5 protein-coding genes are annotated in these 20993 nt (G+C 63.4%); all 5 read left to right on the top strand.

All coding sequences use genetic code 11. From position 1 onward, the window contains the following. Positions 1-60: 60 nt before the first annotated feature. Genes BUB23_RS22145 through BUB23_RS27620 form a run of 5 tightly spaced genes read left to right on the top strand, consistent with a single transcriptional unit; the run spans position 61 to position 20961 of the window. The gene (locus BUB23_RS22145; RefSeq protein WP_073108093.1) at positions 61-6318 is read left to right on the top strand and encodes a non-ribosomal peptide synthetase; all 6258 of its coding nucleotides are present in this window, start codon (positions 61-63) and stop codon (positions 6316-6318) included. Beyond that, positions 6315-16106, top strand: coding sequence for a polyketide synthase (locus BUB23_RS22140; protein WP_073108089.1), 9792 nt, complete (start codon positions 6315-6317; stop codon positions 16104-16106). Before BUB23_RS22145 ends, BUB23_RS22140 begins: the two co-directional genes overlap by 4 nt. Continuing rightward, entirely contained in the window at positions 16103-17245 is a 1143-nt protein-coding gene (locus BUB23_RS22135) for a Gfo/Idh/MocA family oxidoreductase (RefSeq protein WP_073108081.1), read from the top strand. Before BUB23_RS22140 ends, BUB23_RS22135 begins: the two co-directional genes overlap by 4 nt. Then, complete coding sequence (locus tag BUB23_RS22130; RefSeq protein WP_073108079.1) at positions 17238-18023, top strand: thioesterase II family protein; 786 nt, start codon at positions 17238-17240, stop codon at positions 18021-18023. Before BUB23_RS22135 ends, BUB23_RS22130 begins: the two co-directional genes overlap by 8 nt. Before the next feature lie 10 nt (positions 18024-18033). Then, positions 18034-20961: a salicylate synthase gene (locus BUB23_RS27620; protein WP_073108076.1), complete on the top strand. Its 2928-nt coding sequence runs from the start codon at positions 18034-18036 to the stop codon at positions 20959-20961. The last annotated feature ends 32 nt before the right edge of the window (positions 20962-20993 follow it).

Raw genomic sequence — 20993 nt, 5'->3', positions numbered from 1 at the left:
GACGGCATGATCCCATGAGAGCTGGGGCGTGGTCCCCGCGATTTGAAGGAGGCATATCCGATGACGCAAGCGGTACTGGGTAAAACGGACGAAGGCATCATGGTGGATGAGGTGCTGAGGGCGGAGTTGGCCGCGGACCTGGCCATGCCGGCTGACCAGTTGGATGCTAATGCCAGTTTCCTGAAACTGGGCCTGGACTCCATGCGGCTGATGGCCTGGCTGCATCGGCTGCGCAAACGCGGGCATCAGGTCAAGCTGCGGGATCTCTACCAGAACCCGACGCTGGCCGGCTGGACCCTGTTGCTGCAGGAGCATCCCGCAACAGCAGGGGCGGCTGCGACACCGGCCCAGGCAGCGCCATCCCGCGTATGGCCCACGATGAGGGATGGCGAGCCGTTCGATCTGACGCCTGTGCAGCATGCCTATCTGGTGGGGCGCGCACCCCACCAGACACTGGGTGGCGTTGGGTGCCACCTGTACCAGGAATTTGATGGTGTCGGGCTGGATGCGGATAGGCTGGAACAGGCCATCGGCATGCTGATCGAGCGCCATCCCATGCTGATGCTGACCTTCCTCGCCGATGGCCGGCAGCAGTATCGGCCTGCAAAGCGGTGGCGCGGTTTGACCGTGCATGATCTGCGATTCGCTGCGGCGCAGGAATGCGAGGCGCATCTACAGGGCATGCGCGCTCGGCATGGCCATCGGGTACTGGCTGTCGAGCAGGGCGAGAATTTCGATTTCCAGCTCACGCTGCTGCCCGATGGGCGGCGCCGCTTGCATGCGGAGATCGACCTGCTGGTGCTGGATGCCGGCAGTTTCAGCCTGGTGTTCGATGAGCTGGCCGCGCTGGTGCGTGGCGAGCGCCTGCCGGCGGTGAGCGCGGACTACGATTTCAGAAGCTATCTGGCCCAGGCGGCGCAGGAGAATGAGGCAGCCCGGCGGCAGGCACGGGAGTTCTGGATCGGGCGCCTGGAAACCTTGCCGGATGCGCCGCAACTGCCGCTGGCGCGCGAACCTGAGCAGATCCGGCAGGTGCGCATCTCACGGCGGCGAAGCGAGATCAAGGCGCAGGACTGGGCGCGCTTCAAAGACTGCGCCGGCGACCATGGCGTGACGCCGACGATGGCGCTGGCCACCTGCTTTGGCGCCGTGTTGTCGCGCTGGTGCAGTCAGCCCAGGCTGCTGCTGAATCTGACCTTGTTCGACCCGCAGCCGCTGCATCCCGCAGTCGAAGGCATGATTGCCGACTTCACGAATATCCTGTTGCTGGACATTGCGGGCGAGGGCGATCGCTTCGGCGCGCTGGCGCAAGCCAACCAGCAGACGTTCATGGATGCCTACGAGCACCGGCACTGGTCAGGGGTGGAACTGCTGCGCGAGCTGCGCAAAAGCTCAGGGCTCTATCCCCATGGCGCGCCGGTGGTGTTTACCAGCAACCTGGGCCGGCCGCTGTTCGGCGAGGATGCCGAGCGCACCCTGGGCGCGCCCGGTTGGGGGATATCGCAGACGCCGCAGGTATGGATCGACCACCTGGCCTACGAACACGGCGGCTCGGTATTCCTGCAGTGGGACAGCAATGATGAGTTGTTCCCGCCGGGCCTGATCAATGCCATGTTCCAGGCTTACCTGCGGCTGCTGCGGCATTTGCTGGACGAGCCCGACGCCTGGCATGAAGACGTGCCGGACCTGATGCCGCAAGAACAGCGGGCGGTGCGCGCGCACATCAATGCGCCTGGCGGCGAACCCGTGCCCCAAGGGTTGCTGCATGATGGCTTCTTGGGCAAAGCGCGCGAGTGTCCGGATGCGGTGGCGCTGATCCATGGCGACCGCCGTTTGACCTACGGGGAGCTGGCAGGGCAGGCCAGAGGCTGCGCCGGTGCACTTGTGTCTCAGGGTGTGAGGCCAGGGGACACGGTGGCGATCACCATGTCCAAAGGTATTGGGCAGATCGTTGCGGTGATGGGTGTGCTGTATGCGGGCGCGGTGTATGTGCCGGTCTCGCTGGATCAGCCGCCGCAGCGCCGGCGCGCGATCTATCAGGGCGCGGGCGCTGCTCTGGTGCTGGTGTGCAGGGACGATGCCGGTGCGTCAGACAACGGTGCTACCGATGGCGTGATATTTCTGCCCTGGCAGGATGCGATCAGGCACGCGGACTTGCCGGACTGCCGCACGGTGGATGCCCATGAGCCAGCCTACATCATCTATACCTCGGGTTCCACAGGTACGCCCAAGGGGGTGATCATTTCCCATCGCGGCGCCGTAAACACCTGCGCGGAGCTGAACCGCCGCTATGCGGTGGGAGCCGGCGACCGGGTGCTGGCGCTGTCGGCGCTGCATTTCGACCTGTCGGTCTACGACATCTTCGGGCTGTTGGCCGCGGGCGGCGCGCTGGTGCTGGTCGATGAGAGCCAGCGGCGCGACCCCGCTGCCTGGTGCGAGGCCATCGAACGGCATGGCGTGACGCTTTGGAACACGGTGCCGGCGCTGTTCGACATGCTGCTGACCTACAGCGAGGGGTTCGACCTGCGGGCGCCCGAAAAACTACGCGCGATCATGCTGTCGGGCGATTGGATCGGCCTGGACCTGCCCGCGCGCTATCGGGCCTTGCGCCCCGATGGCCGGTTCGTGGCGATGGGTGGGGCCACCGAGGCTTCCATCTGGTCGAATGTCTATGATGTGGAGGATGTGGCCACCCAATGGCGTTCAATTCCCTACGGCTATCCGCTGGCGCGGCAGAAGTATCGCGTGTCCGATCCCCAGGGACGGGATTGCCCGGATTGGGTGGCGGGGGAATTGTGGATAGGCGGGGAAGGCGTGGCGCTTGGGTATTTCAACGACCCGCAGCGAACGGCGCAGCAGTTCGTGACGGTAGGCGGCGAACGCTGGTACCGCACTGGCGACATGGGCTGCTACTGGCCGGATGGCCGGCTGGAATTCCTGGGGCGGCGCGACAAGCAGGTCAAGATCGGCGGCTACCGCATCGAGCTGGGCGAAATCGAGGCGGCGCTGCTGCGCGTGCAGGGCGTCAAGAGCGCCGTGGCGATGGCTGTGGGTGAGCGGGAGAAGTCGCTTGCCGCCTTTGTGGTGCCGCAGGGCACGGCGTTGTACAGCGTCCTTCCCGTCGATCCTGCCGTGCCGGACGATTATGCGGCGCTGACGCCGCATAAGGTCCTCGCCGAGGATCAGTGCGAACCTGACAACGAAGCCAGCGTGGCGCGGCTGGTGGCCGATTTCCTGTTCGATCATCTGTGCCAGCAAGGCGTGGCGTTCGCCACGGCAATCACGGTGGATGATGCGTTGCGCCGGTATGGCGCACAGCCGGGCTGGACGGGATTGATGGACCGCTGGCTTGGGCATCTGGCCGTTGCGGGATACTTGCGGCAGCTGGAGGATGGATGCTATGTCGCTGCGGCCGGTGACCCGCCAACTCCCTCGCAGCCGCCGGCCGACCATGCGTTGCGGGAGCTGGCCAGTGTGCTGCTGACGCACCATACGCCGCTGGCGCAGATTGTGCGTGGCGAGCGGCCGGCTCAGACCTTGCTGGACCATCCGTTCTGGGCGCCGGAGCAATTGCTGCTGCGCACGCGGGGCGTGCCGGCGGCCATCGAGGCGCTCGCCGGCATGATCCAGGCATTGGCCGGTGTGCTGGGACGCCCGGTGCGCTTGCATGAGGTAGGTGCGCGCAGCGGTCAGGCAGCGTTGCGGCTTTTTCAGCGGCTGGATGCCGCAGTGGTGGAGTACACCGCCTGGGACGAGTCGCCGGAGATGGTGCTGCGTGCCGCCGCGAATTTGCAGCGGTACGCACACGCCCAGGCACGGCGCTGGCATGCCGACGTGCCATCTGAAGACTTGCACCGGGCCGATGTGGTCTGGGCCAACAATGCCTTGCACCGGCTGGGCGACGCAGGGCTGCGGGCGGCGCTGGCAATAGCCGTGCCTTCGGCGCTGGTTTGCGTACATGAACTGCGCCGCGCATCTAGCCTGGCTCTGGTGTCCGCCGAGCTGCTGACGGATGACGATAGCGGTGGCATCGCCAAGCGGCTGCAAGAGGCGCCATGGTGGCAGTCGGTGCTGGCTGGGCATGGCATGCGCTGCCAGGCCAGTGGCCTGTCCGGTCACGTGCAATGGCTGGTCTTGCGCGCGCCGCGCGAGGTGCTCAAGCCTGACAGCGGCAAGCTGTCAGCCGCCTTGCGAGAGCTGCTGCCGGGCTACATGGTGCCGCAGCGGCTGTTTTTCCTGGACCAGTTGCCATTGACGCCCAACGGCAAGGTGGATCACCGTGCATTGGCGCAGCGCTGCGGCGGCCGCGAGCAGGCGCCAGGGCCTGAGCGCGAGCCGCCGCAAGGGGACGCCGAGCAGGCCGTGGCGGCCTTGTGGCGCGAATTACTGAAGGCGCCGGACATTTATCGGGACTGCCACTTCTTTCAGTTGGGCGGTGACAGCTTGTTGGCGACGCGCCTGATCGGTGAGTTGGGCCGGCGCGGCTATGCGGCCAGGCTAGGGGATCTGTTCGATTATCCAACGCTGTCGGCATTCGCCGCGACGCTGCATCGAGCCGACGCGAAGGAGGCGGACGGTCTGCGTCATGACCCGGCCAGCCGGTATGCCCCGTTTGCGCTGACGGATGTCCAGCAGGCCTATCTGGTCGGTCGCCAGCCGGGGTTTGCCTTGGGCGGAGTCGGTTCGCATTTTTTTGTCGAGTTCGAGGTCGCCGATTTGGACGCGGCGCGTTTCGAGCGCGCCGTGAACCGGCTGATCGAACGCCACGACCTGCTGCGGGCCGTGGTAAAGGATGGGATGCAGCAGGTGTTAAAGGATGTGCCGCGCTTCACGCTGCAGCGGCATCAGGTGGCAGATCTGGACGGCGAGGAAACCGTGGCCTTGCGCGAGCGCTTGGCCAGGCAGGTTCTGGACCCCGCGCATTGGCCGGTCTTCGACATGCAGGCGGCGCAGGTCGCCGGCGGCTCGCAGGCCCGGCTGTTCGTCTGCCTGGATAACCTGATGCTCGATGGGCTGAGCATGCAGATTTTGCTGGCGGAACTCGAGCAGCTCTACATGAGCCCGGAGATCGCTTTGCCCGAGTTGGCCATCGGTTTCCGGGATTATCAGGAACATGTTCGCCAATGTGACATCAACGAGGTTTCACGAGCGTACTGGGCGCGTCGCCTGGATAGCCTGCCACCGGCGCCTCAACTGCCTTTGCGTTGTGATCCTGACGAAGTTAGGGTGCCGCATTTCGCGCGGGTCTCGGCCCATCTTTCCGCCCCGCAGTGGACCGCGCTCAAGGCGCGCGCCCGCGAGGAGGGGCTGACGCCTTCGGCCTTGTTGCTGGCGGCCTATGCGACCACGCTGTCGGCCTGGGCCGCGCGCGAAGATCTGTGCCTGAACTTGACGCTGTTCGATCGCCAGCCGCTGCATCCGCAGATCGACCAGGTGCTGGGGGATTTCACGACCTTGCTGTTGCTGGCCTGGCAACCGGACCGGGACTGGCGCTCCAGCGCCCATCGACTTCAGCAACGCTTGCGGCAGGACCTGCTACACCGCGATGTGTCGGCTATCCAGGTCATGCGTCAATTGGCGCAGCGATCAGGGCGGGCCTCAGGGGCCATGCCGGTGGTGTTTACCAGTGCGCTGGGCTTTCAGCAGGACCGCTTCCTGGCGCACTCCTCCTGGATGAAGCCGCGCTGGGGGCTGTCGCACACGCCCCAGGTCTGGCTCGACCACCAAGTGTACGAGTCCGAGGGCGAATTGCGCCTGAACTGGGACTTCGTGCAGGAGCTGTTCGAGCCGCAACAAGTGCAGACCATGTTCGACCGGTATGTGGCGCTGCTGCGGCGGCTGGCGCAGGATGGCGCCGCCTGGAGTCTTGCGCTGGATGTGTTGGTGCCGCGCTTGGTACGGGCAAGCCGGTCGCAGCCGGCTGTGCCCATATCAAGCGCGGTCGAATTGCCCGCCTCATTCTTGCCTGGCGCTGGGGCGCGGCCGGCCGCGTTGCGTGCCGATGATGTGCTGGTGCAGACGCTGTGCGGTCATTTCGAGCAGACCGTCGGACTGCCGGTCCAGCCGCGCCAGTCCTTCTTCGACGCGGGAGCGACTTCGCTCAAACTGGTCCAGTTGCATGTACATCTGAAGCAGGCCGGGTTCGCCAGCCTTCAGGTGACCGATCTGTTTGCCCATGCGACGCCGCTTGCGCTGGCGACGCACCTGCAGGGCATAGGCGCCGGCGGGGATGCAACGCGCGGCGTGGATAACGGGCGGCGCGATTTACTGGCACAACGCCAGGCAAGGGCGCAACGCCGACGGGGGAGTACGTTGTGAACATCAAAGAACTGTTGAACCAGCACTACCCGGATGGAGAGCCCATCGCTGTGATCGGCTATGCCTGCCGCTTTCCCGAGGCCGAGGACGCCGATGCCTATTGGGCCAATCTGGTGGCCGGGCGCGAGTGCAATCGCCGGTTCTCCCGCCAGGAACTGCTGGATGCCGCAATCCCGGCGACCACCGTCGATAATCCTGCCTATGTGCCCAGCGGGACGGTAGTGGCCGATGCCGATGCCTTTGACGCCGAGCTGTTCGGCTATTCGCGTCAAGAGGCCGAACTGATAGATCCGCAGCAGCGCCTGTTTCTGCAGATCGCGTGGCATGCGCTGGAACACGCGGGCTATGCGCCCAGGGCCGTACCGCACAAGACGGGCGTATTCGGCGCGGGTCGGATCAGCACCTATCCCGGCCGGGAGGCGATAGACATCGCCGAGGTGGCGCATGTCAGAAGCCTGCAGTCGCTGATGGGCAACGACAAGGATTATGTGTCGACACGTGTGGCGTACAAGCTCGATCTGCGCGGCCCGGCCGTCACGGTGCAGACGGCATGCTCCAGTTCGTTGGTGGCGACACACATGGCATGCGAAAGCCTGCGCGCCGGTGAATGCGGGATGGCGATTGCGGGGGGCGTTGCGGTCTCCTTCCCGCAGGTGAGCGGGTATCTGTACCAGCAGGGCATGATTTTTTCGCCGGACGGGCATTGCCGGCCATTTGATGCCCTGGCCCAGGGAACGTATGCCGGCAACGGTGTTGCGGCAGTGGTGCTGCGGCGGCTCTCGGACGCCTTGCGCGATGGCGACCCGGTTAGCGCGGTGGTGTTGGGCAGCGCCATCAACAACGATGGCGACCAGAAGGTGGGCTATACCGCGCCTTCGGTTGCGGGGCAGCGCGAAGTGATCGCCGACGCCTGGGCCTTGGCCGGGGTGCAGAGTCACCAGATCGGAATGATCGAGGCCCACGGTACGGCGACGCCATTGGGCGATCCCATCGAATTGGAAGCGCTGCATTCGGTTTTTCATCCAGCAGGCCAGGGACCAGCTTGCGCATTGGGCTCGGTCAAGGGCAATATGGGGCACATGGATACCGCCGCCGGCGTTGCCAGTTTTCTCAAGGCAGTCCTGGCGGTGGAGCGTGGCATGATCCCGCCATGCGTGAATTTCAGTCAGGCCAACCCGGCATTGCGGCTGGATGACGGGCCTTTCTATGTGCCCACGACCGCGCAGCCCTGGGAGACGCCGTTGCGTACGGCCGGTGTGTCTTCCTTTGGTATTGGCGGCACTAACTGCCATATGGTAGTGGCCTGCCTGCCTCAGGCGTTGCGGCAATGCCAGGATCCTTCGGGGAACGATGGCGGCACCAGGCAAGGAGGGGATGCCGAGCCCGTGCTGCTGCTTAGTGCCAACAGCGAAGGCGCGCTGCGGCGTATGGCGGGCGCCTATGCACAGGCGCTGCGGCAACAGCCCATCGCCGACGTAGCCTACACCGCGCTGCATGGCCGCCAGCTTGACATGGCATGGCGGCTTGCCGTGCCCGTATGTGAGGAGACTGCGCAGGCTTTGGCGGCCTTGGCCGACGGCGAGGACGACATCCTGATTCACTTGGGACATGATGCGCCTGGCAAACGAGTTTGGCTCTTTACAGGTCAGGGGTCGCAATGGCCGGGAATGGCTCGAACGTGGCAGGCGCAATCCTCTGCATTTGCGGATGCCCTGGCGCGTTGTCTGGCGGTATTCGATACCAAGCGCGATAGGGAGTTTCTTGAGGGACTGCGCACGGCGCTGATGGAGTCCGAGCACGGGCTGTTTCAGCGCATGGAATATGCCCAGCCCGCCATCGTCGCTTTCGAGCTAGCCATGGCGGCGCATTGGCAGACGCTGGGTTTGGCGCCGGACATGGTGCTGGGGCATTCAGTGGGCGAGTTTGCGGCGGCCGTGGTGGCCGGACATTACACGCACGAGCAGGTTATGCCGCTGCTGCGCTTGCGCGGCGCCTTGATGGATCGCTGCTGCGGCGGCGCGATGCTGTCGGTCTTTGCCAGTGACGCCGAGATCTTGCCGGTTGCGCAGCGGCTGGGACTGGACCTGGCTGCCTATAACGGCGAGCGGCATCTGGTCTTTTCCGGCGAACGTGACATCGTCCAGCGGATGACGGCGGAACTGGACGCGCTAAGGATACGCAACAACCTGCTGGCCGTCACAGGGGCCGCGCATTCGCGCATGCTCGATCCGATCCTGGACGAATTCCAGCAGGCATCGGCTGCCGAGCGTGCGCGGGATGGCACGGTGCCGTTCATTTCCGGGCTGACCGGAGAAATCGTGGATGCCGGGCAACTCAATGCGCCGGATTTCTGGCGGCGTCACATGCGCAGTCCGGTGCGTTTCATTCAGAGCCTGCGTAAGGCCGCGGCCGATGGCGCCGGCCTTTTCATGGAGATGGGGCCTGATGCGCCATTGACCGGGATCGGACAGCGGGAACTGCCGGATGCCGCGCACTGGGTTGCCAGTGCAAAGCGCAACCAGCCTGCACAATGGCTGGTGAGGCAGACGCTGATGCAGCTTTATGCCGCAGGCCTGGATCTGCCTTGGAATACGCTGCTTCCCACTGCCGGGATGAAGCAGCGCCTGCTGCTGTATCCCTTCGAGCGCGAACGCTACTGGCGCGAGGCGCAAAAGCCCGCCCCAGCCATGGCGCAGGCATCCGGCGTCATGTTCACCCGCCTGGATAGGGCGCACACCGAGGCCCGGCGGCGGGCGCAGGAACTGGATCTGCCCAGGTTGGAAAGGATATACGACTGCGTCACGAAGCTGCATGCGATTTTTGTCGACAAGATGGTGCGCGAATGCGTGGGGGAACGCATCGCGGCAGGCGCCACCGTCCTGGACATGCTGCGAGGTGGGCGTTTGCTGCCGCGCTATCGCCAGTTGCTGGTAAGACTGCTCAATGCCTGCGTCGAAGACGGCTACCTGCGTGTCGATGGCGACCTGTATTCGACCGCGAAGCCTGTCCCGCATCGGGAGCATGCTGCGCTGCTAGAAGAGCTTCTGCAGTGCTGCGAAGGCTTGGATGTCATTGCCGATACTGTGGCGCGGGCCGGCGAAAACCTGTATGCGATGATGAGCGGCCAGGTCGAGCCCGTGGCGGTGATCTTCCCGGAGGGCGCATCCAGCGGCGTCGAGGTGCTCTACCAGGATTTCAGTTTCGGGCGTTATTTCAACCAGATTGCCGCTGGTGTCGTTGCGGATCTGGCGCGGCGCACGAGGGATTCGGCCTTCCGTGTGCTGGAAGTTGGCGGCGGCACTGGGGGGACCACGGCCTGGCTTCTGCCCGAACTGGCCGGATTGCCCCGGGCTAGTTACGTTTTTACGGACATCTCCGCGATTTTCACACGCCGTGCACAGCGCAAGTTCGAGGAATACGGCTTCATCGAGTACCGGGAACTCGATCTTCAGAAAAGTGCCGCGACGCAGGGATTTGAGGCGGGAACGTATGATCTGATCGTGGCAGCCAACGTGATCCATGCCACACAGCACGTGGGCCGGACGTTGGCAAACCTGCTGCCGCTGCTCAAGCCGGGCGGTAGCCTGCTGATGCGCGAAATCACGCGGCCCATGCGGCTGTTCGATTTTGTCTTTGGCCCGCTGGTGCTGCCATTGCACGACGACGAGGTGCGTGGTGGCGAGTTGTTCCTGACGACCGCGCGCTGGCGCGAACAGTGTCTCGCCGCAGGATTCGAGAACGTCGTCTGGTTGCCGGAGGACGGTACGGCGACGGCGGACATGAGCGAGCATATTGTGCTGGCCACGGCACCGGGTGCAGATGCCACGCAGACGGGCACTGTGGCTTCTATGCGGATTAGTGGCGTGCTGGGGCAGGCACTGGCCAACGATGGCTGCTATCTGGCGGATTGGTCTGACTGCGCAGGCCGCGAAGCCGAATGGCAGGCGCGCATCGCCGAGGCCTGCGCGCAGATGGCGCGCCGCCATGGCGATGGCCGAACGATGCCTTCTCCGGATGCGACGACCCGTGCGCCGGACTGGCTGAACCTGGTGCGGCTGCAATGGCACGCCCAGCCGCTGGGGCAGGCGTGGGTCGAACTGAGCGTCTGCGATCCGGAGGGCATGTGGCGTTGCCCCAGTTCCTTGGAGCCGGCTAGCGACGGTGATTTGCCCGAACTGGTGGCCGTCCCCGCCACGCACTATGACTGGTCATGGGAGCGCATCGGGACGGTAGCATTTTCTGACAGTGCCAGCAATGGCCCGTTCCGTCTGTGCGGCTGCGCCGATGCGGCGCTTGCCGACGAGTTGGCCGCCGCAGGTCTGGTTCTGGATGCAGGTGCCGCAGATGCCCTATTCATTCTGGATTCCACTGCTACATTGGAAACCGTGGCCGAGCCCTTACTGGATGTCGTCACAGTGCTCCAGGGCGGTCGCGTCGTGGCGGTCACACGGTCTGCTTGGGTGGTAACGGAAGATGATGCCGCCAACGCTGTTCACCATGCGCTCTGGGGGCTGGCGCGCACCGCCGCAGTCGAATTGGCTGCACAGAACGGGGACCACCGTATCGCCGTGGTGGATCTGGGCGCTGCGTCGGGGTGGCAGGATCTGGCCAAGGGGCTGCGGACAGTGGCGCAGGGCGAACCCTGGGTCGCGGTACGCCGCGGCCAGGTCTGGTTGCCTCGGTTGCTGCCTCAGCAATACGCGGCGCCCGCTCTATCCGCGAACGCTCTGGCGGGCAGCGGCTGGCACGTCGTGACAGGCGGACTAGGCGGCCTCGGTCGTCTGGGCGCGAGATGGCTGGCCAGCCGCGGGGCAGGTCGGATTGCGCTGCTGGCACGCCATGAACACGAAGACGCCGCCGACTTCGCGGCCGATCTGCAGCGATGCTACGGTTGCACGGTAGCCCCCATCATCTGCAACGTTGCCGATACAGGGGAACTCGATGCCGTGCTAGGCCGATTGCAGAGGGATTTCGGCATCGCTGGCGTCGCCCACGCCGCTGGCGTGCTGGATGACGGTCCGATCGTAACGCTGGACGGCAGCCGGCTGACGCCGGTGCTCGCCGTCAAGGCCCATGCTGCCCGGCGTATCTACGACCGATTGCGGGAAACCGGAAACCGCGCCTACCTGCTGTTGTACTCTTCGGCGGCTGCGGCGCTCGGTAGTGCGGGACAGGCAGCGCATGCATTGGCGAGTGGCTATCTGGATGGTCTGGCCTATGAGGCAGCGACTCCGCGCCGTGATCAGCAATTGGTGACGGTGGTTTCCATTGGCTGGGGCGCATGGGGCGAGACAGGTCGCGCTGCGGACCCCAGCCTGCGCGAACGCCTCGCCGACGATGGCATGGGTGTACTGAGCGACGCGGAAGGCCTGTGGCATCTAGAGCAGGCGGTTTCGCGGGCGGCGCCGTATCGCTTGGCGATGCGGGTAGTGCCCGAACGGCTGGACGAGGCGCGCAGGCAGCTGCTGGGTTTGAGGCCATCGCCGTCTCACAAAACTCTCGACGAGACGCCGCCAGCGTCAGCCGGGCGCCCTGGTCAAGTTGCCGGGTCGCCGCCTCCTTCGACAACGATGGCGTTGCCGCCCGACAAGCTGGGCGATGCCGACGCCGTGGCACAGTGGCTGGTCATGCAGGTCGCCGAACAACTGCGCCTCGACGAGCCGTCCCGACTGTCCCCCAGGCGCGACCTGGTGCAGTTGGGCCTGGATTCGTTGCTGTTCCTGGAATTGAGCAGCACCATCCAGCGTTGCCTCGGCGTTCGCATCGACGCGGAACAAGCCTACCGCAATCTGACCATCGACGGGTTGAGCCGCCTTATCGTGGAACAGGCGGGGCAGCTTGCCACGCAAGCGCCACAGCAGCCCCAAGTACTGCATCACGATGCACGGGGACGTTACCAGCCTTTCCCGCTGACCCCGATTCAGCATGCCTACTGGATGGGCAGGACGAGCCTGATCGACTATGGCGGCGTGGCCTGCCATGTGCTGTTCGAATGGGATTTGCGACACGACCAGTTCGATTTGAACCGCTTCGAACAGGCATGGAATGCGCTGGTGCGCCGGCACGACATGTTGCGCATGATTGTCGGAGAAGACGGTCAGCAGCGTATCCTTTCCGGGGTGGAGGATTACCGGATCGAGCGCCGCGACCTGTCGCATCTGCCATCCGCCGAGCGCGAGCAATTGCTGGACGAAACCCGACGCGAGCTGTCCTATCGTGTGCTGCCCGCAGACCGCTGGCCGGTGTTCGAGCTGATTGCCACCGAACTGGATGGCGAGCGCTACCGGCTGCATATGAACCTGGACCTGCTGCTGTTTGATGTGCAAAGCTTCAAGGTCATGATGGACGACCTGGCCGCCTTCTATCGGGGCGAAGTCTTGGCACCGCTGCAGATCACGTTCCGCGATTATGTGCTGGATGAGCAGGCCCGCCGCCGCGAGCCGACGTGGCTGCAAGCTTGGTGCTACTGGCAGGAGCGCGTGGCGGACTTCCCGCCTGCGCCCCGGTTGCCGTTGGCCGAGCCTCGGCGGGTGGCTATGCCGCCGCATTTCACCACCTACCAGGCGGTTCTGGATCGCGAGAGCTGGGATCGCCTAAAGCGCGAGTGGCAGTCCTGGGGCGTGACGCCTTCGGCGGCGCTGATGACGTTATTTGCCTGGACGCTGGAGCGTTGGGCGCGCTGGCCGGCCTTCACGCTGAACCTGACGTTCTTCAACCGGCGCCCGATACATCCGCAGGTGCGCCAGTTGATCGGCGACTTCACTTCGGTGCTGCTGGTCGACTTCGACTTGGGCGATCCGTCCTGCACCTTGCGTCGATCCATCGAACAGACGCAGCAACGCCTTTGGCAGCATCTGGCGAATAGCCAGGTCAATGGCGTGGAATTGCTGCGCGAGCTGGGCCGCATACGCAGGCAATCGCATCAGCCTCTGACGCCGGTTGTTTTCACCAGCATGCTGGGCATGACCCTGGATGGTTTGGCGATCGACCAGGCGATGACGAGCCTGCTGGGCAATCCGGTGCATGTGTTTACGCAGACTCCGCAGGTCTGGCTGGATCACCAGGTCATGGAGATCGACGGTGAACTGGTGTTCAGTTGGTACTGCATGGATGAGGTGCTGGCCGGTGGCGTGGCGCCGTCCATGTTCGAGGATTTCCGCGAGGTCTTGAAGGCCGTCGCGCTGTTCCCGGAATTGATGGAGCAGCAAGGACTGTGGAAGCTGCCTGAAGGCCAGCGCGCCCCGCAACGTTTTGAGCGCCGTGGGTGGCCTTCTGCCATCGCAGGCACTACGGTAGATCTGCGTGAAGTCGAGGATACCGTGCTCCGGAAGGATGGCATCCTGCAGGCCGATGTACGGGCCGATGTACGGGCCGATGCCGGGACGGGAGGCTTGCGGGTAAAGGTCGTGGCGGCGGAGCGCACGTATACGCTTGCCCGTCTGCCCGGCCAGTCCCTGGCTGGACTGCCTGGCCTGGTGGGGCTGGACGCAGCCGAGCAGTCGCGCTTTGATGCGGTGTGGCATGCGCTGGAGACCCGCGCACTGCATGGCATCGCCGGAACTCTGGCGAGCCAAGGCCTGTTCGTACAGGAAGGCCAAGCCTTGAAGCTGGACGAGATCTACCAACGGCTGAAGGTGCTGCCGCATTTCGAGCGTATCGTCCGCCAGTGGTTGCATGCCCTATCGAACGCCGGATGGCTGTCTGAGGACGATCGGTGCTTTGTGTGCCAGCGCCCGCTGGATCAGATACCAGCGAGTCAGATACCAGCGGCGCCGACGGTGCTATCCAGCCCGTGGGGCGAGGTGCTGGCTGCCTATCTCGGCCGCAGCATAGAGCGGCACGCGGAACTGCTGCAAGGTACATGTTCGGCCCTAGAGCTGTTCTTTGTGGATGATTACGCGATTACCCGCGCCTTGTATGCCGAGAATCCGGCGGCGCAGTGCGTGGCCCGGAATGTGGAACGTGTCGTGCGTGCGCTGGCACAACATGCGAGCGCAGGTGGCAATCTGCGCGTCATGGAGATCGGTGCAGGAACTGGTGCCACCACGGGAGCCGTGCTGGAAGCGCTCGGCAGGCAACTGCAGGCCTATCATTTCACCGACGTGTCGACCTTCTTCCTGGACGAGGCACGCAAGCGCTTCGCCGGGCGCGATGACATGGCGTACGGGCTATTCGACATCAACCAGCCGGTCGACTACGCGATGCATCCGGTTGAGGGCTATGACCTTGTGGTCGCTGCCCAGGTGATGCACGACGCCAGCCATATCGTCCGCTCGCTGCGCCGTATCAGCAGCCTGATGAAACCCGGCGCGCGGTTGCTGCTGATCGAGGCCACTCAACGCGACAGCCTGCTGCAGATAGCCAGCGTGGGCTTCATCGAGGGGCTGGGTAACTATCAGGATCATCGCGTTGTCGACGACAAAGCCATGCTGGACCTATCCCAATGGCGCGACGCGCTGCAGCATGCCGGTTTCTCTCTCGAGCTGGTGTGGCCGCAGCAGGAGGTTTCGCCCATTCATCAGCATGTGATTGTGGCGCGGGTGGTACGGGCCATGCATGTCGATTGCGCAGGGCTGGAGCAGGAACTGGCCCAACGTTTTGGCGGTGCGTTCCCGACCGTGACGGTACAGCAGAGCGAGCCGCTGGGCATGTTTGTGGCAGATGAGACTTCCCCCGGGGACGTATCAGGAGAACCTGCTGCGACAATGGCGAAAACGTCTGGAGACACCGCCGCAGCCATGGCGTACGCCGACACTGGGGTTCCCCCATCCGACGAACTGCTGGAAAGCGTTGCACAGATGTGGCGGTCCTTCCTCGGCAAGCCGGTGCATCCGGGCAGTGATTTCTTCCAGATCGGTGGCGACAGCCTGATTGCCACACGCGTCGTTGCGCAGCTCAATCGCATGGGCGTTGCCGGTGCCAGTCTACAGGCGTTGTTTTCCCACCCGACGCTGGCGGGCTTCTGCGGGACCCTCAAGGGCATCGGGCACAAGGAAATGAAAAACATGCTTGTGCCACTGAGCCAGGGGGCATCGAGCGAACGCGGGTTCGTGTTCCACGCATCGGATGGTGGCGTGACGTCGTACCTGACATTTGCCCAATTCCTGGATTGCCAGGTGTGGGGCTTGCAGGCGCCGGAGCAGATTGAGGTGGACAACTTGTTGGCGCTTGCTGCGGGCTATTTGCAGACGATGGCGCCGCAGCTTGGAGATGGGCCTGTCACGTTGATCGGCTGGTCCTATGGGGCTACTGTCGCTGCCGAGATCGCACGCATGCTGGACGCACGCCGGAGGACCGTGCGCTTGGTCCTGATAGATCCAGTATGCGGTGCTGATTTCGTGGTCGACGATATTTCCGCGCTCATGCGCCTGCTGGTCGAAGAACGCAGCCAGATCGCGCTGCCGCACGGTTGGGAGGACATGGACGAAGACCACCGCCTGGAAAGCTTTGTACGCAGCGCCATTGCGGCAGGCGTGGTCAGCCCGCCATTGCCCGTGGACGTCGCCCGCCAATGGCTGACACGCATTTACCGCTTGCTGGACCTGCTGTCGAAGCACCGCGTCGGCGCAGCCGTTCCGATTCCCCGTTTGTGGATCGAAGCGGATCGCCATCCCGAGCGTTGGACGCCAGCAGTGCGCGAATGGTCGGCCTGGAAGGCAGGGGCGCAGATCCATGTCGTCAAAGCCGATCACTGGGAGCTTATGGAAGACGCCGCCGTTGCGCGGGAAGTCGCTGCCATGACGCGGCAATGGCTGTCCGTCTATCCCTGCCAGGAGCGAACCCAATGACCCATACAGACAGAAAGCAGAGCCGGCGCGTGCTGATCGCCGGAGCCAAGTTCGGTGAGGTGTACCTCAATGCCTTTCTGCAGCCTCAGGCCGGCCTCGAGCTGGCCGGTTTGCTGGCACGCGGTAGCAGGCGTGCGCAGCAATTGGCACACGACTTCGGCATTCCCCTCTATACAAGCCTGGAGCAGCTGCCTGATGACATCGACATCGCCTGCGTGGTGGTGCGTTCGACCGTGGCACAGGGCGAAGGCAGCCAGCTTGCGGCCGATCTTCTGCGCCGGGGTATCCATGTGCTGCAGGAGCATCCCTTGCATCCTGATGATGTGGCCCGACTACAGGCGCTCGCCGATGAGAGCAATCTGGTTTATTGGATCAATAGCTTCTATCCGAATATTCCGGCGGGGCGATGCTGGATAGAGAAGGCATCCCGCATTCGCAGTCTCCTGGAAGGCCAGAAGCCGTGTTCCGCGCAACTGACCACCAGTCGCCAGTTGCTTTACTCGATGCTGGATTTGTTGCTGCAGGCTTGCGGACTGGTAGATGGGAACGGGATCCGCGTGGAGGTGCTGGACGGCAGTGATGATTGTTTCGTCCCGCTGCGGCTTGTGCTGCCGGGGGGCTCGCAGGCCGTTCTGCGTCTGCAGGCCTACCTGGACCCTTCCGACCCGGACATGTTCAGTCTGGTGATGCATCGGGCAAGCCTGGCGTGGCCTTCTGGCTACCTGACGCTCGAATCCAGCTACGGTCCGGTGCTATGGACAGGTGTTTTCCACGATCCGCAGCATGGTAGTGATGATCGCACGATGTACCGCGGTGCCAATGCGGGCGGTTGTTATGCGCAACCGACATCCATGGTGTTGCGCGATGCTCCCGGGAGTTGGCGGGATGCCTTCGAAATCGATGGCGCGGCCGGCATCGCATATGCCTTGCGGGCGTTGCGCCAGGTACTGGATGGAGCAAGCGTGCCGGCGGCTTTCAGCCCGGCGTACCAATTGGCCCTGGCCCGTCTGTGGCTCGCGGTACTGCATGTCGCCCCGCCGATTGTTGAGCGCCACCTTGCGCCGCCCAGGCTTATCACCTGGGATGATCTGAATGGCGCCGAGGCGAGCAAGGCAGCATTAAGGGGCACGCATGGATAGTTTCTTGTCTCTATGTGGCGCTCCCGCCCTGGCGACTGATGCCCTGCACCTTGTGCTTTGCCCCTTCGCCGGAGGCAGTGCCAGCGCATTCCGAAGCTGGCGAGAACTTCAGCCGGTCGGTATCCGGGTGTCGCTGGCTGTCTATCCTGGGAGAGATCACCGGATGAATGAGGCCTGCGTGGCGAGCATAGAGGAGCTTGCAGAGTGTGTGCAGGAGGACATCGAGGCCAAAGGCATTGATCCTTATAGGCTCATCGTGGCGGGCCATAGCATGGGAGCTCAGGTGGCTCATGAGGTCTGCGCCCGCTTCGAACAGCAGAGCGTATCTCCGCGTGGACTCGTCATCTCCGGCTGCCACGCCCCGCATCTGCGCGGGCGTCGGCCCCTTAGCCATCTTGCGGATTACGCATTCCTGGAGCAACTGGTCGCTATTGGCGGATGTGCGCCGCAACTGCTGGGCGAACCGGCAATGTGGCCCGTGTTCATGCCCATGCTTCGCGCGGATTTCCAGGCGACAGAGAGCTATCGGTGTGCGAAGGCGCCATCGTCCGCCGAGCGCCTTCAGACGCCGGCCTTGCTGCTTTACGGAAGCGCTGACGAGGAGGCCTATCGCGCGGAGGTCGATGCCTGGAAAGATTGGCTGCGCAATGCGCACGGGCCTGTTTCCATTGCTGGCGACCATTTCTATGTTACCCGACGCCCCAGAGCCTTTCTGGAGCACATCAGGCGCTGCTTTGAACCAAGCTGCGCGAATTTTCAGGCGAGTTCCATCAAGTAAAGGGGTTCCCATGGCATCCGATATCTGCGTTACACACATGAACAAGCACGGTGAGTCCATCCCGCTGGCCCAGTGCCTGACCCACTGGGCACGTGAATATGATGCGCGCGTGGCGCTGGTCAACGAAAGCGGGGAGCGTCTTTCCTATTCGGAGCTGCAGGCGTGGGCCGAGCGTCTTGCCGGAGGGTTGTACGCCGCCGGTTTGCGGTCCGGAGACCATGCGATGACGCAAATGCCCAACACAATCGGCTTCTTTGTCGTGTTCTTCGCGCTGCTTCGACTGGGCGCCATTCCGGTGATGGCCATGCCAAATCAGCGGGAACAGGACATCAATGCGCTGATGGAGCTTGCCAGGCCCGCGGCGTATTTCATTGCGGACCATATTGGCGAGTATGACTGCCTTGCCCTGGCCGCCCGGATGAAGGAACGGCATGATTGCCTGCGGCTAGTCGTCGTGGACGGCACAACCGCGGATGATCTTCCAGGAGCCCTTTCTCTCGAACAAATCAAGGGAGCTCCTTGCCCACAGGTCGAGATCCACGCAGGCGATACTGCATTGCTGCTGCTCTCCGGCGGCACCACCGGCACGCCCAAGATGATTGCGCGTACGCATGGGGACTATTTCTACAATTTCACCGCATCCGCCGATCTGTGCGGATTCAGTGGCGACACGGTTTATCTCGCCGTTCTGCCGGCTGCGCACAATTTCGCGCTCGCTTGCCCGGGGGCGCTAGGGACATTCCGGTGCGGAGGGACTGTCGTGGCAACCACGTCGGCCAGTTGCGATGAGGCCATGCCTTTGATCGAGCGCGAAGGCGTGACCCATGTGGCGCTGGTGCCACCTCTGGCAAAGCTATGGGTGGAAGGCCGCGAATGGGAAAACAGCGACCTCTCCAGCCTAAAGCTGGTGCAGGTAGGCGGGGCACGCCTTGAAGCGGGGTTGGCGATGCAATTGATCGACACCCTGGGCTGCCAGTTGCAGCAAGTCTTTGGCATGGCAGAGGGATTGCTGTGCTATACCCGCCTCGATGACCCGCTGGAGGCCGTCATCCATACGCAGGGACGCCCGTTGTCGCCAGAGGATGAGATCCGAATCGTCGATGATGAAGACAAGGAGGTGGAAGATGGGCAGGTCGGCCAGCTTCTGGCTCGCGGCCCGTACACGATCCGGGGCTACTACCGCGCGCCAGTTCAGAATGCATCAAGTTTTACCAGTGATGGTTTCTACCGTTCCGGAGACCTGGTTCGCCGCGAGGCGAGTGGCAACCTGACCGTGGAAGGCCGCATCAAGGAGCAGATCAATCGCAGTGGCGAGAAAATTTCCGCGGCAGAAGTCGAAGTAGCATTGAGCGCGCTGCATGGCGTGCATGCCGCTGTGGTCGTCGGGGCGCCTGACAACCTCTTGGGAGAACGGATATGCGCTTTCATCAAGCCCGGAGGGCAAGCCATCGATCCCTCGAAAATCAAATCGGCCTTACGCGAGCACGGCCTTAGCGACTACAAGGTTCCCGACCAGATTGAGACCATTACTGAATGGCCACTGACGGCAGCCAGGAAGATCGACAAGCGGCGGTTGGTGAGCATTGCGGTTCAGAGAACATCTGGATCACTGGCAGCCAAACCTTTGCCGTACCAGCAGGTGCTCCTGCCCATCAGAAGTGCGCCATTTGATTTGGCTGTGAAGTTGGCTCACCGTATTGAAGCGGACAACTATGTGCTTTATGAGCATCAAGGCGAATGGGCCCTTGGCTTGGATTGTGCGATGGAGATCGCCGTTGATACGGACGGTACTGTTCGCCGCAGTGACGGGAAGTTCTGGCAGGCGACTTCAACCAGCGAGGGCATTGAACAGGCGCTGGCGGATCTGCCGTTTGAGGATTGGCGGGCTTATGGCCGGGCCGATTTTGAATTTGCCTATCTAATGTACGGTGTGGAAAATGCCGTCCATCCGGGTCCGCTGCTCAAGATCATGATCCCGCGCAGAGAAATTCGCATCCGCGAGAACTCAGTCCAGTTGCGTGCATTGAGCGCCGGGGATCTGGCGCGGCTGAAAAATGCACTCGACGAGGCGGACGCGGGGCAATTGCCGGAGCAGGGCGCTTCAATCAGGATAGATGTGCGTTCGGCAGGGCGTGAGCATTATCAGCAACTCGTCGCCTCGGCTGTGGCGCAGATGCAGGCGCGCCTGTACCAGAAAGTGATTCTCTCTCATGCTGTTGACATTCCGGTTGCCTTGGATATGGTGGCTAGCTACCGCGCGGGACGCCAGTCCAATACGCCGGCGCGCTCGTTTCTGTTGAAGGATGGCGAATTCCAGGCATATGGCTTCAGTCCGGAAATTGTCGTCACGGTCGACGCCAAAGGCAACGTAACGACGCAGCCGCTCGCGGGGACGCGCTCCTTGACGGGGAACAGGGACATCGATCAACAGCTCAGACGTGAGCTGGAGTCGGATGTCAAGGAAATTGCCGAGCACGCAGTTTCGGTGAAACTCGCCTTCCAGGAAATGTCGGCGGTCTGCCGGGAGGAATCTGTGTGCGTGGACGAATTCATGAATGTGCTCGAGCGCGGTAGTGTCCAGCATTTGGCTTCGCATGTGACAGGTGTGCTGGCAGCGGGCGCCAGTGCGTGGACGGCTTTTGAGAATCTGTTTCCCGCGGTCACGGCATCAGGCATACCGAAAAAAGAGGCACTGGAAAGTATTAACAGGCATGAAGGTCGCAAGCGTGGTCTCTACAGCGGGTGCGTCCTGATCGCCGATAGCGATGGTGCGTTGGATGCAACCCTGGTGCTGCGTTCCGCATATCGCAATGGCGATCACTATTGGTTGCAGGCCGGAGCCGGTCTGGTACCGCATTCGACGCCGCAGCGCGAATGGGAGGAGACTTGCGAGAAGCTGACGTCGGTGGGCCCCTACCTGTATGCGTTGAAAGAATAAAAGCCGACTGCCCAAGCACTGTCCTTTTTGTG

It is taken from the genome of Pollutimonas bauzanensis (assembly GCF_900129885.1).
GTDB lineage: Bacteria > Pseudomonadota > Gammaproteobacteria > Burkholderiales > Burkholderiaceae_B > Pollutimonas > Pollutimonas bauzanensis.
This window is presented reverse-complemented; position numbering and strand designations above follow the sequence as displayed.

What these genes read in the sequence shown, in the direction of transcription:
- BUB23_RS27620 (WP_073108076.1), top strand. Translation starts at nt 18,034, where the DNA reads ATGGCATCCGATATCTGCGTTACACACATGAACAAGCACGGTGAGTCC.
- BUB23_RS22135 (WP_073108081.1), top strand. Translation starts at nt 16,103, where the DNA reads ATGACCCATACAGACAGAAAGCAGAGCCGGCGCGTGCTGATCGCCGGA.
- BUB23_RS22130 (WP_073108079.1), top strand. Translation starts at nt 17,238, where the DNA reads ATGGATAGTTTCTTGTCTCTATGTGGCGCTCCCGCCCTGGCGACTGAT.
- BUB23_RS22145 (WP_073108093.1), top strand. Translation starts at nt 61, where the DNA reads ATGACGCAAGCGGTACTGGGTAAAACGGACGAAGGCATCATGGTGGAT.